We start from the raw sequence: 15338 nt of genomic DNA on the forward strand, positions 1-15338 counted from the left end.
TCCCGGCGTCTGGCTGCGAAGACCGGATCCAGCGGCCCCCACGGGGTTCCCCGACGGTCTCCGGGTGAACCCCGGGTGATCCCGCAGTTCCGCGCACCGGAGATCACAGCGAAGCACGAATTCTTCACCGCCGGTCCGACTTTGAGCGGAATTCGCGGCAATCGATCCGGTGAACACTCCGCGACGCCCCGGCGAATCGAGCCCGTGCGCAGCCCTGCTGGTGCGCACAAGTGCGTCGACGTCGGCCGGAATCACGCCGCCGACTCTAGAACAACGAGGCTGAGGACTTTGTCAGCAACACATCGCACAACCGTGCCCTCACCTCCGCAGCCCGCTCCCGGCAATTGCCTCGCATGCGAACCATTTCCCCGAACATGCCTTTGGAGCAGGCAGATCAGCGAAAATGAAGATCAACAATCGGGCGCCGGAAACGGTGATCCAAACGACATGGGGAGAACATCACGCCGCCACGCCGCACTCGCTCTCGGGAACATTTCCATCACGAGGAGTGATCTCAGTCGGACTCCGACCTCCGCACGCACGTTCGGGTGACATCATGCGGAACGTGGCAGTGCGCGAAGCGACATCCGGGAAAGAGCAGGCAGTGCGGGACCGCCCGCGCGCCGCGAAAGCACTGGTCGTCGTGGCCCTGGTGGGCGCCGCGCTGCTGGCCGCGCTGGCCGCCACGGCCTACACCGACGTCGGCACCATCCCCGGACTTCCCGCGCTGCCACCCCTGGTCCGCTTCGGCATCCCGGTCGCGCGAGCCGTGCTCGACCTGGCCGCGCTGGCCACGGTCGGCCTGTCGATGCTGCCCAAGCTCGTCGGCTTCGACCGGCCCGAGCACACCGAACCGGTGCTCGCCCAGGCCCGCCGGCTCACCGTGGTCGCCGCCCTGGTGTGGATGCTCGCCGCGCTGTTCTCGCTGGTCCTGCAGGCAATGGAGGCCAGCCCCGGGGCCGCGGCCACCACCGGGCTGCTCGTCGACTACGTCAACAACGTCCCGGCCGGGCCCGGACTGCTCACCAGCGCGGGCGCGGGCCTGCTGTGCGCGCTGGTGGGTTTGCTCGCGGTCCGCTTCGGCGAGTCGGTGCCCACCGAGCTCCGCACCATCGTCGCCCTGCTCGGGCTGCTGCCGATGCCGCTGACCGGGCACGCCACCGACTGGCAGTACCACGACTTCAGCATGATCTCGATGGAGCTGCACGTGGTCGGCGCGGCCATGTGGGTCGGCGGCCTGGCCGCGGTGGCGCTGCTGGTCGCACCGCGTCGCGGACTGCTCGCCGAGGCCATGCCGCGCTTCTCCAAGCTCGCCGGGCTGGCGCTGCTCGTGGTCGGCGCCTCGGGGCTGTTCAACGGCCTGATGGAGCTGGTCATCACCCCGAACGTGGGGCTGATCGGCCTGGTCACCACCCAGTACGGCCAGATCCTCATCGGCAAGCTCGTCTGCCTGGTGCTGCTCGGCGCGATCGGCGCCCAGATGCGCTTCCGGCTCCTGCCGCGCCTCGCACGGCAGGAGCGGACCGCGCTGCTGACCTGGGTGGCCGTCGAGGTCGCGGTGATGGGCGTCGCCTACGGCCTCGGTGTCGTCCTCTCCCGGGCGCCCGTGATCGTCTGACCGGCCTCAGCGAGGGCTGAGACCGCGGCCCCGCCGGTCGCGGATCGCCGCCAGGTGCTGCTCGATGCGGCGCACGCCGCCCGAGCCGAGGTGCTCGAACAGCCACCACATCGCGGCCAGCAGCGCCACCACGTACAGCGCGGACGCGTAGTCCGACGGCGGCGCGGCGATGTAGGCGTCCTGCAGCCACAGCGCCGCGTAGGCCGCGGCCGTCACCGCAGCAGCACCGATCAGCGGCCGCAGCCGGGTGATCAGCTGGGCGGACATGTCGATGGCCAGAGCACCGATGAGCAGGAAGAACGGGACCGTGGAGATCGGGAAGTCGGCGGCGGCCAGCAGCGCCCACGCCACGCAGCGGAACACCAGGTACCCGGCGGCGATCGTGGTGGCCGTCCAGCGGCGGCCGACGAGGGTCCGCGCGAGCAGCAGCGTCCCGAGCCCGGTCAGCACCGCCCAGACCGGGTAGAGCCAGTCGGGCGTGGGCAGCGTGAAGTTCTCCACCGCGATGTAGTCCAGCGGCCGGTGCAGCTGGTCGGCGGCGAACTGCAGCAGGCTGTCCTCGGCGTAGGGCGTGCCGCGTTCCCAGGCCGCCAGCCCGAGCACGCCGTACTCCTGGTGCTGGTTGAGGAACATGAAGTTGTCCAGCACGGTGAACCACAGGAAGTACGTGATCGGGTAGTAGTACCGGTCGGAGCGGCCCTGCCGGTACCAGCCGAGCAGCAGTCCGATGCTCATCATCCCGGTGCCCAGGTACAGCAGCGCGTGCGACGGGCTCCAGGCGGTGATGTCCAGGCCGTTGACCCGGTGGTTGATCACGTCCAGCGGCGCGGCGACTAGGAAGATCCCCAGCCCCCACTGCATCCAGCGCAGCGTGACCTTGTCGACGCCGATGCCGGTGTAGCTGTGGAAGACCACCAGCCCGATCACCATCACGGTGCCGACCGAGTTGAGCAGGTGCGGCGGCGCCAGGTCGTCCCGCAACCAGCGGAAGTGCCAGCAGATGTCCCAGGTGGCGCCGAGGATCTTGAGCACCATCGCGACGACCCACCAGCGATACAGCGCCGTGACCAGTTCGGCCGGCGCTTCCCTCCCGGGCTCACCGCGAGTCCAGTGGGCCCGGACCAGCACAGCGACGTCCGCCATCGCGTTCACCTCCAACTCGGGTGATGTTCACGAAAACGGTAACCCGAGTTGATCGCGGCGGAACCGGTAACCGGTGATCCGTGACCAACCTTTTCCGAAAGGAAATGAGATCGCGGAAATGCGAAGCCCGGCACCGGTTTTCACCACTCGATGCCGGGCTCGAACTGAGAGGAATCTCAGCGTGGAATCTTGAGGACCTGCCCCACGTAGATCAGATCCGGGTCGGCGATTCCGTTCACCCGCGCGATCTCCCGCCAGTCGACGCCGAGCTTGGCGCCGATGTCCGACAGCGTGTCACCGGGCTGCACCACGTAGGTCTCCTGCGGCGGCGCCGGCGGCGGAGGCGGCGGGGCGCCCGCCCCGGTGAGCACCTCCAGCGGAACCAGCGAGACGTTGAGGTCGGTGTCGCCGCCGATGCCGGGGACCTGCCCGTCGGAGGCGTGCTGGTGGATCACGACGCGGTCGGTCATGTACCCGGGTTCACCGGGGTTGCGCCCGTAGTGCGCGACCCACAGGAAGACGCCCGGGTCGATCCAGGTGTCGGTGGCGAGCTTGTCCTGGAACCACGAGCTGGACGCGTAGACGACGATCTCGTTGCGGCCGGTGTGGCCGCGCAGCGCGTCGATGAACCCCTTGATCCACCCGCCCAGGTTGGGCGCGTCGGTCTCCATGTCCAGGCACGGCGGGAGGTTGCCGGGCCCGGCGGAGTTCGTCCGCGCCAGCTGCGCGGCGAAGTCGGCGGCCTCCTGCTGCGGGGCGTTGGTGTCGGGCCTGGCGAAGTGGTAGAGCCCGGTGACCATGCCGGCCCCGCGCGCTCCGTTGAGCTGGGAGTCGAGCGTGGGACTGACGTAACCGATGCCCTCGGTCGCCTTGATGTAGGTGAAGACGTAACCGGCGCCGCGCACGGCTCCCCAGTCCGGTTCCCCCTGGTATCTCGCGACGTCGATACCGGGAATGCGTTCGGCCATGATTTACCCCCTGCACTTCTGGCCGCACTGACTTCTGACATCTGGCACTGCTCAAACTATCGAAGCCGGAGAAACAGGAAGTTCCGCCATTCGGGTTAAGATCAAGGGCCGAAAGCCCGAGGAAAGTCCCACGCAATGCAATCAGTGCGTATTCCTACTCACCCGGTCGCGCTATCCACTGATCCTAGTCGCGAGTTTCCTTCACGCGATGCACAGTGAGGGCGGACCCGCGAAAGCACCGCCGATTTCCCGGCGCGGGCAACCATTTCCGCCGGCGGACGTCTACTCAACAGCAGAGTCCCGAACGCAGAGGGCCCGCGAGAGGGCCCGCACACAACAGCCCGCACACGAACCCGCTGGGGCGGCGGGAACGGGGGTGATGGCCGTGAACCGGCACATCGGAGCACGCATTCTGCAGACGTCCGCAGGCCTGCTGGCCGCCGGAGCCCTGGCGGGCTCGGCGCTGCCGGCCAACGCGCAGGACGCGCCGCAACCGCGCGATCCGCGCTGCCACACCTCGCAGCTCAGCGGCAGCATGTCGCGGGTCGAGGCGGGAGCGGGCCAGCGCTACGCGGACCTGACGCTGACCAACTCCAGCGGCTCCTACTGCACGCTCTACGGCTACGGCGGGATGCAGCTGGTCGACGACGCGGGCAACCCGCTGCCGACCGAGGTCACCCGCACCGCCAACCCGGGCCCGACGCTCATCGGCCTGGATCCGGGCGAGTCGGCGTCGGCGACGCTGCACTGGAGCGCCGTCCCGCACGGCGACGAGGGCTACCCGTGCCAGCCGACGGCCACCGGCCTGGAGGTCATCCCGCCCGACGAGACCGATTGGCTCCCGGTCCCCTGGACCGGCGACGCCGTGTGCGGCGGCGGAGCTCTCGACGAGACCGCCTACCACCAGGGCTGAGCCCGCGACCGCGGAAACTCCGTCGGGAGGTGGTGGCCGCGGCAGTGGGTTTGTGCTGTGGTGGCCACATGATCGAGTCAACTGATCGCGAGGTGGCCGGGAGCCTGGGGCCGCTGGCCGTGCGGGAGTGGTCGGCGGAGAACCCGGGGTGGATCGCGCTGATCGCGCACGGCTACGGCGAGCACTCCGGGCGCTACCAGTGGGTCGCGGAGCAGCTGGTGCACGCGCGGGCGCTGGTCTGGGCGCCGGACCACATCGGCCACGGCCGTTCCCCGGGCGACCGGGTCCACTACGAGGACGCCGAGGTGCTGGTCGGTGACCTGGAGGCGCTGCGGCGCGAGGTCACCGCGCAGCACCCGGACCTTCCGGTGGTGCTGATCGGGCACTCGATGGGCGGCATGCTCGCGGCGCGCTTCGCCCAGGAGCACCAGCGGCAGCTGGCCGCGGTGGTGCTGTCGGGGCCGGTGCTGGGCACCTGGCACGTGCTGGACCTGCTGGAGCACGACGAGATCCCGGACACCCCCATCGACCCGGCGACGCTGTCGCGGGACCCGGAGGTCGGCGCGGCCTACCTGGCCGACGAGCTGGTGTGGCACGGGCCGTTCAAGCGCGCGACGCTGCGGGCCATCGACGACTGCCTGCTGGCTATCAACGAGGGCCCGACGCTGGAGATCCCGACGCTGTGGATCCACGGCGAGGACGACGAGCTGGTGCCGGAGGCGGACACGCGCACCGGCATCGACCGGATCCGCGGCCACGAGTTCCACGAGCACATCTACCCGGGCGCCCGCCACGAGCTGTTCAACGAGACGAACAAGGCCGAGGTCATGGCCGATGTGCACAACTTCATCGGACGAGCGCTGAATTCTTAGAGCCGTTACTAATACTGACGATCATTACTCGATCGGGTGAGGCGTGTCGCTTGCGCGGTTGCAGCCCCCTGCTCTCCCGGGCAGCTTGAAGACCGGAGAGCGGGGGGCTGTCATGAACGTCGAGCGCGCGCAAGATCTGATCGGGACACCGGTTTTCGATCAGGATGGCAACCGGGTCGGCCGGGTCGGCAACGTCTACGTCGACGACCACACCAACCAACCCGAATGGGTCACGGTGCGGCTGGGCCTGCTGGGCATCAAGGAGACCTTCGTGCCGCTCGACGGCGCCACCAAGGCGGAGAACCGGCTGGAGATCCCGGTGACCCGCGCGACGATCCGCAACGCACCCACAGTCGAGGCGATCGGCGGTCGGCTCACCGACACCGAGGGCCGCGACCTCTACGCCTACTACGGCCTCGCCGACGACGGGAGCGAGATCAACTCCTGACCGCCTCGGCGGTTCGAACTCGCGGGCTCATGCGGAAGAATCCTCCGCGATGGAAGCGCACAGCGAGCTCGAACTGCACATCACGGTCGTCGTCGGAGCCCAGGACGAGGCCTCGGCGCGGGAGGCCTGCGAGGGCCTGGTCAGACGGATCGACGGCCGGGTGATCACCGCCGCCGACTGCTCCGACGAGGAACCCGGCTGCTGGGCGCTGACCATGAGCCGCGGCACCGGCGAGACCGGCTGGCACGTGGCCGCGCTGTCCCGCGTCGTGCGCAACTTCCTGCGCGAGCTCGGGCCGGACTACGCCCGCCACCGCGTCGCCTGCGCACCGCCGACGGCGTGGTCGGTGGTCGACGACCCGGAGCTGGTCGGCGAGCTCGTCCCGGCGGGCGAGCGGCTGCTCATCGAGACGTGGTCGGAAGAGGCCGAGCGCGCCCCGCTGCCCAACAATCCACAGTAGACAACCGACTCAAACATGCCCGCCTGCCAAGACCGAACAATGATCAACAAGGGCGGCCCCCGGCCGCGCGGTGATCTTGCTCGGGCACTACGTTGTGCATCGTTACAGAGTCGTACCGCCCTGGGAGAGGACCACATCCATGGCAGGCGTGGAAGAAGTTCGCGCGGGCATCTCGCTGGCCAACCAGAAGATGCAGGAAGGCGTCGCGGCCATCCAGCAGACCGCGCTCGTCCTCGAAGAGGCCCAGGCCGCGCTCTCCGGCGCCATCCAGGGGACCGCTCAGGACGAGATGCAGCACGCCTACGGCATGCTCGCCGAGGTCCTGCAGACCCTCAGCGGAGCGCAGGGCACGCTGCAGGCGACGATCACCTCCACCGAGAGCTACGCCGGACGGCTGTAACCGTGTCCTCCCTCGACGAACTCCTCCAGGCGCTGCAGGAGATCGAGCGCAGGCTCGAAGAGGCGGGTGCCCACCTGGGCACCTGCCAGGGCAAGCTCGACGAGGCCCGGCGGGCGCTCGTCCAGCTCGACCCCGAGCACCCGGAAACCGTCCTGCCGCCGGGACTCCCCCGCACCCACGACCAGGTCGAACGGGCGCAGCGCATGATCGACCTGGTGCTGAGCACGATCCGCGACTTCTCGACCCGCCTCTAGGGCGCTCGAACCGGAGGAATTCCGTCCCACTGCGCGAGATTCGCGCTCACGCATGGGTTAGGCGGGGCTTACTCCTAGGTGGTACCTTGATCACGTTCCGTAACCCGGTGTCCGAGGGTGGCGTGTGGTGAAACGCAGTGACCGGCGAAGTCGCATCGAATCGGCCTTCGAGCACCTCCGCCGCAGCATCTCCGACGCGCTCGGGGCCGCCGAGAACGCCCACCAGCAGGTGATCGACACCTGCGCCGAGCAGGAGCACGCGCTGCGCATCGCGCAGCTCGGCACGGCCGAGGCCGAGCGCGAACCGGAGCAGATCACCGACGATCCGGCCGACCCGCGGTTCCAGGCCGCGCTGACCCGCGCGCTCGCCGACCGCGACGAGATCTACCGGGACTGGACCGAGCAGGGCCCGCCGTCGCTGGAGAAGCTGGTCGAGTCCAACTCCCCCGGCAGCGCCTCGGAACCCTTCGACACCTGGCTCGGGAGCTCCGGCGACGGCGACCCCGCCAACCCGCCCGAGCTGTGGCGCATCGGCACCGCGAGCGTGCCGGACTCCCCGCTGTCGCCGTCCTTCCCCGCCGTCGTCCCGGCACTGGACTTCGCGCACCTGCGCATCACCACCGACGAGGTGCCGGAGACCGCCGAGACGCTGGTGCAGAACCTGCTGCTGCGCATCATCAGCCACTTCCAGCCAGGCCAGGTGCGGATCCACAGCTGGGACGTCGCCCGGCTGACCGGCACGCTGCCCGACCTGCACCCGCTCAGCAGCGCCGGACTGCTCACCGCCCACGACCCGACGCGGCTCGGCGACATGCTCGACGCGCTCTCCGACCACATCAAGCGCATCCACTCCCACGCCCTGCTCGGCGAGCACACCACGCTGCGCGCGCTGGCCTCCGCGCACGGCAGGCGCAGCGAGCCGTGGCGGATCGCGGTGCTGTTCGGCAACGGCAACCCGCTGCGCGACGAGCAGCAGCAACAGCTCCAGCGGATCGCCCGCAACGGCCTGGCCTGCGGCATCCAGCTGATCACCGTCGACCTGCCGCTGACCGTCAACAGCTCCATCGAGTCCATCACGCTGATCGGCGAGAACCGCGCGCGCACCAGCATGACCGGACCGGAAGCCGTTGTGGCGCTGGACGATCCGCCGACCCGCGGCCAGGCCGCCAAGGCGTGCGGGACGATCGCGACCGACTTCGAGTCGCGACGGGCCCGGGTGCGCACCTTCGACGACCTGATGCCGGACGAGCTGTGGCAGTGCCACTCGCGTTCGGAGCTGCAGGCCCCCGTCGGGTTCGACGAGGGCGAGGAGGTGTGGGTGCGGCTCGGCGACGCCAGCCCGCACACCCTCATCGGCGGTCCCAGCGGCTCGGGCAAGACCAACTTCCTCTACGGCATGCTCGGCGCGATGGCCGCCCGCTACTCGCCGGACGAGCTGGAGCTGTACCTGCTGGACTTCAAGGAAGGCGTGTCGTTCGCCCAGTTCACACCGGGCAAGCGCGACCCCAGCTGGTTGCCGCACGCCAAGCTGGTGGGCGTCAACGTCAACACCGACCGCGAGTTCGGCCTGGCGCTGCTGCGGTTCCTGGCCGACGAGATGCGAAGACGTGCCGACGTCGCCAAGCAGCACGAGGTCACCAAGCTCGAAGAGCTGCGCGCCGAGGACCCCGAGGGCCGCTGGCCGCGGATCGTCGCGGTGATCGACGAGTTCCAGTACCTGTTCGCCGACCGCGACCCGGTGACCGCGCAGGCCACCAAGCTGCTGGAAGACGTTGCGCGGCGCGGGCGTTCGCAGGGCATCCACCTGGTGCTGGCCAGCCAGGACGTCTCCGGCATCGAGGCGTTCTGGGGCAAGCCGGCGATCTTCGAGCAGTTCATCCTGCGCATCGCGCTGCCCAAGGCGCGGCGGGTGCTCACCGAGCACAACCAGGCGGCGATGGAGCTGCCGCGCTGGCACGCCGTGGTCAACCACGAGTCGGGTGTCAAGCACGGCAACGAGATCGCGCGCGTCCCGGACGCCACCGCCCGCGACACCTTCCACGAGCTGCAGCAGAAGCTGTGGAAACGGCGTTCGGCCGGTGCCCTGGCGCCCCGGTTGTTCGACGGCTCCAACCTGCCGAAGCTCTCCGCGCTGGAGGACTACCGGAAGCTGACGACGTCGGTGAGCACGCCGCGCGCGCTGCTCGGGCAGATCATCGACGTCGAGGGCACCGCCGCCGCGGTACGGATGTCGCGTTCGCCGGGCCGCAACGTCGCGGTGATCGGTTCGGTGCCCGAGGACACGACCAGCGCGCTGGGTGCGGCGGCGCTGTCGCTGTCGCGCCAGCACGAGCCGGGGACGATCCGGTTCACCATCGGCTCGCTGCTCGACGACGTGGACGACGACGCGCGCGCCGTCGCCACCGAGCTGGAGGGACGCGGCCACCAGGTCGACCTGGTCGGGCTGGACGGGATCTCCGAGACGCTCGACGGCATCGCCGCCGAGATCGGCGCGGGCGCGTCCCCGGTCCGGCACTGCGTGGTGCTCTACGCGGTCGACGCGGCGCAGACGACGCTGGAGCGCAAGGACCCCGTCACGCGGGCCTCCGCGCTGGACTCGCTGCGCACGATCCTCAAGCAGGGCCCCGAGTCCCGTGTGCACGTGCTCGGCTGGTGGCGCAGCGTGCAGCGGGTGAAGAACACCCTCGGCATGGGTCCGGTGGACGACATCGGCGCGTGGGTGGCCTTCGACGTGCACGGCCAGGAGCTCAGCGCCTTCGCCGCGGGGCAGCCGGTGAACTGGTCGCCGCGGTCGCGCCGCGGCCTGTTCTTCGACCGCTCGGTGCACTCGCGGCCCGAGGTGGTGCTGCCCTTCGACCTGGGCGGGGCGCCGGAGGTCCCGGCCCAGCGGTCGACCGAACCCGAGCAGCGCTCGGCGGAACCGGAAGCGGGAGTGCGGGAGGAAGCCGGTGACTGAGACGGCGGCGGAGCGCTACCGCGAGCTGGCGGAGCTGGCCACGGCCGCGGGCAAGCAGATGCGCAAGCACGAGCGGGAGACCGCCAAGGACCTCGGTGAGCAGGTCGCGGCGGGCAACCAGCGCAAGGAGGAGTCCGAGCAGACCCGCGACGAGCTGGTCGCCGAGCTCAAGGGGATCTGGAAGTCCGCGATGCAGGTCGTCTGGGACGAGCGCTGGCTGCGCTCCGACGGTGTTCCGGCCCCGGACCGCAGCGCGCCGGACGCCACGCCGATGGAGTCCCGCATCGCGGCCCACGAGGCCTACGACGCCCTCCGCTCCGCCATCGCCAAACCACGCCTCCCCCTCCCCCGCCGCCGCAAGTGACCCGACCCCACGGCAGGTGACCCCACCCGGCGCGAACCGCCCTCCCCTCGCGATGACCGCATTCCGACGGGCTGCGGCGTTCCGACGGGACGACGGCGTTCCGTCGGGTGCTCTCGTCACCAGGGGACAGTTCTTCCTCGAATCACCCATGATCAATGTCCGAAATGTCGGGACAGTTCTCACTAAAACTGTCACCTGGTGACCACCGCCGCCGCGGAGCCGTCGCACCCGGCGGCACTACGCTCGCCGTCGTGGAGGTGTTGGGGAGCGCGGCGGAGGTGGCCGCGGTGTCGCCGGATCTGATGCTGCGGTGGGCCGCTCAAGCGCTGGAGCCCGGGTATCCGCACGAGCGCGGGAGGGCCTGGCGGCGCGGGAGCGCGGTGGCGGTGTTCGCGCCCCGGTTGAACCGGTCCGATCGGCTCGTGCACGCCGGTGAGGTCGACGACGTGGTCGCGCTGCTGCGCGAGGTCCTGCCGACGGTGTCCGGTGAGAAGGTCCGGTTGCTGGCGGGAGCCCCGCTGGCCGCGCAGGTCGCCGAACGGCTCGGGACCGAGGTGCTGGCGACCTTCGGCTGGATGCACCTCGACGCCCCTCCGCCGCAGCGGCCCGTCCCGGGTGTCGAGTGGTTGACCGACGCCGACGTTCCCGCGATCGACGCGCTGCTGCGCGAGGCCAACCCCGGCTCGTACCTGTTCCCCGACGACCCGGGTGCGGTGCGGTGGGCGGGGATCCGCGGCGCCGACGGCGCGCCGATCTCGGTCGCCGGCGACTCCTGGCCCGCGCCCGGCCTGCGCTACGTGTCCGGGGTCGCCACTCGTCCCGACCACCGCGGCGAGGGGCTCTCGACCCGCGTGTGCACCTTCATCACCCGCGAACTCGCCCGGCTCGGCGACGTCGTGCTCATGGTCGACCCGGACAACGAACCGGCCCTGCGGCTCTACCGGGGTCTCGGCTACCGGTACGCGGCGATCTCGGCTGGTCGCCGCTGAGACGCCCGGCTGATCCGCGATCGACAGCCCTCAGTCGCGGATCAGCTTGCCCGGGTTGAGGATGCCGGTCGGGTCGACCGCCCGCTTGGCCGCCGCCAGCACCGACACACCGAGGTCGCCGATCTCCGCGCTCAGCCACGGCCGGTGGTCGACGCCGACGGCGTGGTGGTGGCTGATGGTGCCGCGCCCGGCGATGGCGTCGCAGGCGGCTTCCTTCGCGCGCTGCCACTGGCCGAGCGCGTGCTCGGAGTCGCGCGGCGCGAGCACCGTGAAGTACAGCGAGGCACCGGTCTCGTAGGCGTGCGAGACGTGGCACATCACGATCGGCGGCCTGCTGCCGGAGTTGAGGTTGCGCAGCAGCGCCGTGCGCACGGCCGAGCGCAGCTCGCTGAGCCCGCTCCAGGTGGTGGCGGTCTCCAGCGTCTCCACGCACACACCCCGGTCGAGCAGGGCGTCGCGCTGCCGGGGCCCGGCGAACCGGTGCGACCGCCAGGACTCGCCGACCGCGCGGCCCAGCCGCACCGTCCGCACGTCCCGCAGGGCGCGGCGCGCGGCCGCCCGGCGCTGCTTGAGCTCGGTGCGGGAACCGGCGTCCCAGCCCAGCACCAGCAGGCAGGGGTTGCGAACGCCCTTGGCGCGCAAGAAGTTCCCGAGCGCACGTGCCTTGAGCTGACCCGACAGCGCGAGCTGCACCTCGGTCTCGTCCGGGTCCGACAGCCTGGTCACGTCGGCCGCCACCCGGTCCTGCGCGAGCGCGCGCACCGCGTCGCTACCGGCCTGCCAGCCGTCGACGACGAGCGCTTCGTAGCGGGTCCGGCGGGGTGCCGGCCGCACGCGCACGGCGACCTCGGTGATGACACCGAGGGCCCCCTCGCTGCCGATGGCCAGCTGCCGCAGATCGGGTCCCGCCGCCGAGGCCGGTGCGACGCCGAGCTTCCACTCACCGGCCGGGGTCGCCAGGCGCACGCCCTCGACCATGTCCTCGAACCGCCCGTAACCCGAGGACGCCTGACCGGCCGAGCGGGTCGCGGCGAACCCGCCGATGGTGGCGCGCTCGAAGGACTGCGGGAAGTGCCCGAGCGTGAAACCGTGCGCGGCCAGCAGCGATTCGGCCTCTGTGGCGCGCATCCCGGCCTGCAGCACGGCGATCCGCGAGTCGGGGTCGAGGGAGACCAGCCGGTCCAGCCGCACGAGGTCGAGGGCGACGACGGCGCGCTTGCCGCCGCGCAGCGCGTCGACGCCGCCCACCACGGACGTCCCGCCGCCGAAGGGCACGACCGCGATGTCGTGGCGGGCGCAGACCTCCAGCACGCCCTGCACCAGCTCCGGTTCGGCGGGCAGCAGCACCGCGTCGGGCACGGCGAGCTCCGCGCCGTCGCGGCGGCGCATCAGGTCGCTGTAGGACATCCCGCCGGCCCGGCCCAGGCGCGCGGCGGCGTCGGTGAGCACGTGCCGCTCGCCCAGCAGCGCCTCCAGCTCGGCGCGCGGGGTGTCGTCGAGGGCGCTCGCGGGTACGTCGAGCAGGGACGACGGCACCGCCGGGGTGGTCGTCTCGGCGAGCCCGATGCGGTGGCGCAGCCAGCGCATCGCGGCCGGGGACAGGTGCGCGGCGGCTGCCCCCGATGAGGTCCAGCTGCCGCGGAGGGTGTGTTCGATCTGGCCGTTCACGGCTAGAGTGTGACACATGGAGTCGGATTGTCACAGCATCGATCGGGTCGAAGTGCGCTCCACCGGCACCGGGAGGCGCCAGGCGGCCAACCGCGTCGACGACGCCGACCTGCTCCGCGCGGCCCGCGAGTGCGTGCTCACCAACGGCGTCCGGCGCACCACGCTCACCGAGGTCGCCCGCACCGCCGGGGTCAGCCGGATGACGCTCTACCGGCGCTTCCCCGACGTCGGCAGCATGGTGACCACCCTCGTCACGGTCGAGTTCGGCGAAGTCCTGGAGCAGGCCCACCGGGCCGCGGGAACCGGTGACGCGCGGACTCGGCTGGTCAACGGCATGGTGCGCGGCATCAGGCTGCTGCACGAAGCCCCGCTGCTGCAACGGGTCCTCGACACCGACGCCGAACTCCTGCTGCCCTACCTGGTGGAACGGCTGGGCAGCACGCAGATCGCCGCCGACGGGTTCCTCCGCGAGTTCCTGAAAGCCGGGCACGCCGACGGGTCGATCCGGCCCGGCGACGTCGCGGTGCAGGCCCGTTCGCTGCTGCTGCTGACCCAGTCGTTCGTCATCTCGGCCGGGCCGGCGAGCCAGGACCTCGACCTCGACGCACTCACCGACGAACTCGCCCTCCTCCTCGACGGCGCGCTTCGACCCGAAGGCGCCCTCCAGCCAAGGAGCCCCGCATGACCACCACACCGCTTCCCGCCGGATCGCTGCGCGCCACCTCGCTGAACTCCGCCCGGCTGAAGGACGACCTGCACGCGGCCGCGGAGCAGGAAGTCGACCTTCTCGTCGTCGGCGGAGGCGTCACCGGCACCGGGGTCGCCCTCGACGCGGCCGCGAGGGGACTGTCCGTCGCGCTCGTCGAGGCCGAGGACCTCGCGTGGGGAACTTCTCGCTTCTCCAGCAAGCTCGTGCACGGCGGCCTGCGCTACCTCGCGCACGGCGACGTCGCCCTGGCCCGGGAGAGCGCGGTGGAGCGCAACGTGCTGATGACCCGCACGGCCCCGCACCTGGTGCGCGCGCTGCCCCAGATCATCCCGCTGCACGAGGGCGTCCCGCGGCGAAAGGAGGCCTTCCTCCACGCCGGGCTGCGCGCCGGCGACGCGCTGCGGCGCGTGGCGCGAACGCCCTCGGACGTGCTGCCGCCGCCCAAGCGGATCCCCTCGGCCGAAGCGCTCGCGCTGGTCCCGGGCCTGCGCCGGGCCGGGCTGCGCGGCGGCTTGCTGAGCTTCGACGGCCAGCTGGTGGACGACGCGCGGCTGGTGGTCGCGCTGGCGCGCACCGCGGCCGGTTTCGGCGCGCGCATCCTCACCCGCTGCGCGGTGGAGTCCCTCGACGGCGGCGGCGCCGACGTGGTGGACGCGCGCAGCGGGGAATCGCTGCGGATCCGCGCCCGCTCGGTGGTCAACGCGGCCGGGGTGTGGGCCGGAGACCTGGCGCCGGAGGTGAAGCTGAGCCCGTCGCGCGGATCGCACCTGGTCGTCGACGCCGACGCGGCCGGCGTGGCGGGAACCGCCGTGGTGGCGCCGATGGCGGGCGCGACGGGACGGTTCCTGCTGCTCATCCCGCTTCCCGACGGCCGCGCCCTGCTCGGCCTGACCGACGAACCCACACCCGGCCCGGTCCCGAGCGTGCCGGAGGTCCCGGAGTCCGATGTGGACTTCCTTCTGGCCGGCATCCGCGACGTGCTCGGCGCACCGCTGACCCGCGAGCACGTCCTCGGCTCGTTCGCCGGTCTCCGGCCGCTGCTGCAGCAGGACGGCAAGGACTCGGCGGACCTGTCCCGCCACCACGCGGTGCTCACCTCGGAGGAAGGGATCATCACGGTCGTCGGCGGCAAGCTCACCACCTACCGGAAGATGGCGGCCGACGCGGTCGACGCCGCCGTGAGCACCCGCGGCCTGTCGGCGGGCCCCTCCCGCACCACCGAGATCCCGCTGGTCGGAGCGGCCCCTCGACGGCACCTCACCGACGTCGAGGCCCCCGCCGCGCTCGTCGCCAAGTACGGCACCGAGGCCGCCCGCGTCGCGGCGCTGTCCGAACTCGACCCCGACCTCGGCGAACCGGTGGCGGAGGGCCTTCACCTCACCGCCGCCGAAGTCCTCTGGGCGGTGCGCCACGAAGGCGCCCTCGACGCCGACGACGTCCTCGACCGCCGCTCCCGCATCGGCCTCGACCCCGCCGAACGCGCCGCGGCCCTCCCCCGGGTCCACGACCTCGTCACCCGCGCCCTGGGCGGAATCGACCCCTGACCCGACGAGGTTTTCAGGATTGCGGCCGTATT

15 protein-coding genes are annotated in these 15338 nt (G+C 71.3%); 12 read left to right on the forward strand and 3 right to left on the reverse strand.

Translation table 11 applies throughout. The annotated features are described in order from the left end of the window. Positions 1–565 precede the first annotated feature (565 nt). A complete protein-coding gene (locus QFW96_RS23450; protein WP_281457877.1) occupies positions 566–1618 on the forward strand; it encodes a copper resistance D family protein in 1053 nt (350 codons plus the stop codon). Positions 1619–1624: 6 nt separating this feature from the next. On the opposite strand, the gene QFW96_RS23455 is transcribed toward QFW96_RS23450, so the two are convergent. Then, a complete protein-coding gene (locus tag QFW96_RS23455) occupies positions 1625–2761 on the reverse strand; it encodes a hypothetical protein (RefSeq protein ID WP_281457878.1) in 1137 nt (378 codons plus the stop codon). 176 nt (positions 2762–2937) lie between these two features. Next, entirely contained in the window at positions 2938–3729 is a 792-nt protein-coding gene (locus QFW96_RS23460) for a GH25 family lysozyme (RefSeq protein WP_281457879.1), read from the reverse strand. Between the two features lie 385 nt (positions 3730–4114). Between QFW96_RS23460 and QFW96_RS23465 the strand changes: the two genes are divergently transcribed. The 9 genes from QFW96_RS23465 (at position 4115) to QFW96_RS23505 (ending at position 11385) form a co-directional block, all read left to right on the forward strand. Then, positions 4115–4642 (forward strand): DUF4232 domain-containing protein, encoded by a 528-nt coding sequence (locus QFW96_RS23465; RefSeq protein WP_281457880.1) that lies wholly within the window; start codon positions 4115–4117, stop codon positions 4640–4642. A 68-nt stretch (positions 4643–4710) separates the two neighbouring features. Next, on the forward strand, positions 4711–5514 hold the full coding sequence (locus tag QFW96_RS23470) for an alpha/beta hydrolase (protein ID WP_281457881.1): 804 nt from the start codon (positions 4711–4713) through the stop codon (positions 5512–5514). 112 nt (positions 5515–5626) lie between these two features. Next, positions 5627–5962 (forward strand): PRC-barrel domain-containing protein, encoded by a 336-nt coding sequence (locus tag QFW96_RS23475; RefSeq protein ID WP_281457882.1) that lies wholly within the window; start codon positions 5627–5629, stop codon positions 5960–5962. Positions 5963–6011: 49 nt separating this feature from the next. Beyond that, a complete protein-coding gene (locus QFW96_RS23480; protein WP_281457883.1) occupies positions 6012–6422 on the forward strand; it encodes a hypothetical protein in 411 nt (136 codons plus the stop codon). A gap of 139 nt (positions 6423–6561) precedes the next feature. Then, on the forward strand, positions 6562–6822 hold the full coding sequence (locus QFW96_RS23485; protein ID WP_281457884.1) for a hypothetical protein: 261 nt from the start codon (positions 6562–6564) through the stop codon (positions 6820–6822). 2 nt (positions 6823–6824) lie between these two features. Then, a complete protein-coding gene (locus QFW96_RS23490; RefSeq protein ID WP_281457885.1) occupies positions 6825–7076 on the forward strand; it encodes a hypothetical protein in 252 nt (83 codons plus the stop codon). 124 nt (positions 7077–7200) lie between these two features. After that, the gene (locus tag QFW96_RS23495; protein WP_281457886.1) at positions 7201–10032 is read left to right on the forward strand and encodes an FtsK/SpoIIIE domain-containing protein; all 2832 of its coding nucleotides are present in this window, start codon (positions 7201–7203) and stop codon (positions 10030–10032) included. Then, positions 10025–10396 (forward strand): hypothetical protein, encoded by a 372-nt coding sequence (locus tag QFW96_RS23500; protein ID WP_281457887.1) that lies wholly within the window; start codon positions 10025–10027, stop codon positions 10394–10396. Before QFW96_RS23495 ends, QFW96_RS23500 begins: the two co-directional genes overlap by 8 nt. Positions 10397–10647: 251 nt before the next feature. After that, positions 10648–11385: a GNAT family N-acetyltransferase gene (locus QFW96_RS23505; RefSeq protein ID WP_281457888.1), complete on the forward strand. Its 738-nt coding sequence runs from the start codon at positions 10648–10650 to the stop codon at positions 11383–11385. A gap of 30 nt (positions 11386–11415) precedes the next feature. On the opposite strand, the gene QFW96_RS23510 is transcribed toward QFW96_RS23505, so the two are convergent. Beyond that, positions 11416–13053 (reverse strand): FAD-binding oxidoreductase, encoded by a 1638-nt coding sequence (locus QFW96_RS23510; RefSeq protein WP_281457889.1) that lies wholly within the window; start codon positions 13051–13053, stop codon positions 11416–11418. A 16-nt stretch (positions 13054–13069) separates the two neighbouring features. Between QFW96_RS23510 and QFW96_RS23515 the strand changes: the two genes are divergently transcribed. Both QFW96_RS23515 and QFW96_RS23520 read left to right on the forward strand, forming a co-directional pair. Continuing rightward, complete coding sequence (locus QFW96_RS23515; protein ID WP_281457890.1) at positions 13070–13738, forward strand: TetR/AcrR family transcriptional regulator; 669 nt, start codon at positions 13070–13072, stop codon at positions 13736–13738. Beyond that, positions 13735–15306, forward strand: a complete 1572-nt coding sequence (locus QFW96_RS23520) for a glycerol-3-phosphate dehydrogenase/oxidase (protein ID WP_281457891.1) — start codon at positions 13735–13737, stop codon at positions 15304–15306. The genes QFW96_RS23515 and QFW96_RS23520 overlap by 4 nt, the downstream gene beginning before the upstream one ends. Positions 15307–15338 lie beyond the last annotated feature (32 nt).

Source organism: Saccharopolyspora ipomoeae, assembly GCF_029952525.1.
Classification (GTDB): Bacteria; Actinomycetota; Actinomycetes; order Mycobacteriales; family Pseudonocardiaceae; genus Saccharopolyspora; species Saccharopolyspora ipomoeae.

Bases quoted from the DNA above. Each gene is read 5' to 3' on its own strand.
- QFW96_RS23455 (WP_281457878.1), bottom strand. From the start codon at position 2,761: ATGGCGGACGTCGCTGTGCTGGTCCGGGCCCACTGGACTCGCGGTGAG.
- QFW96_RS23475 (WP_281457882.1), top strand. From the start codon at position 5,627: ATGAACGTCGAGCGCGCGCAAGATCTGATCGGGACACCGGTTTTCGAT.
- QFW96_RS23460 (WP_281457879.1), bottom strand. From the start codon at position 3,729: ATGGCCGAACGCATTCCCGGTATCGACGTCGCGAGATACCAGGGGGAA.
- QFW96_RS23515 (WP_281457890.1), top strand. From the start codon at position 13,070: ATGGAGTCGGATTGTCACAGCATCGATCGGGTCGAAGTGCGCTCCACC.
- QFW96_RS23470 (WP_281457881.1), top strand. From the start codon at position 4,711: ATGATCGAGTCAACTGATCGCGAGGTGGCCGGGAGCCTGGGGCCGCTG.
- QFW96_RS23480 (WP_281457883.1), top strand. From the start codon at position 6,012: ATGGAAGCGCACAGCGAGCTCGAACTGCACATCACGGTCGTCGTCGGA.
- QFW96_RS23485 (WP_281457884.1), top strand. From the start codon at position 6,562: ATGGCAGGCGTGGAAGAAGTTCGCGCGGGCATCTCGCTGGCCAACCAG.
- QFW96_RS23520 (WP_281457891.1), top strand. From the start codon at position 13,735: ATGACCACCACACCGCTTCCCGCCGGATCGCTGCGCGCCACCTCGCTG.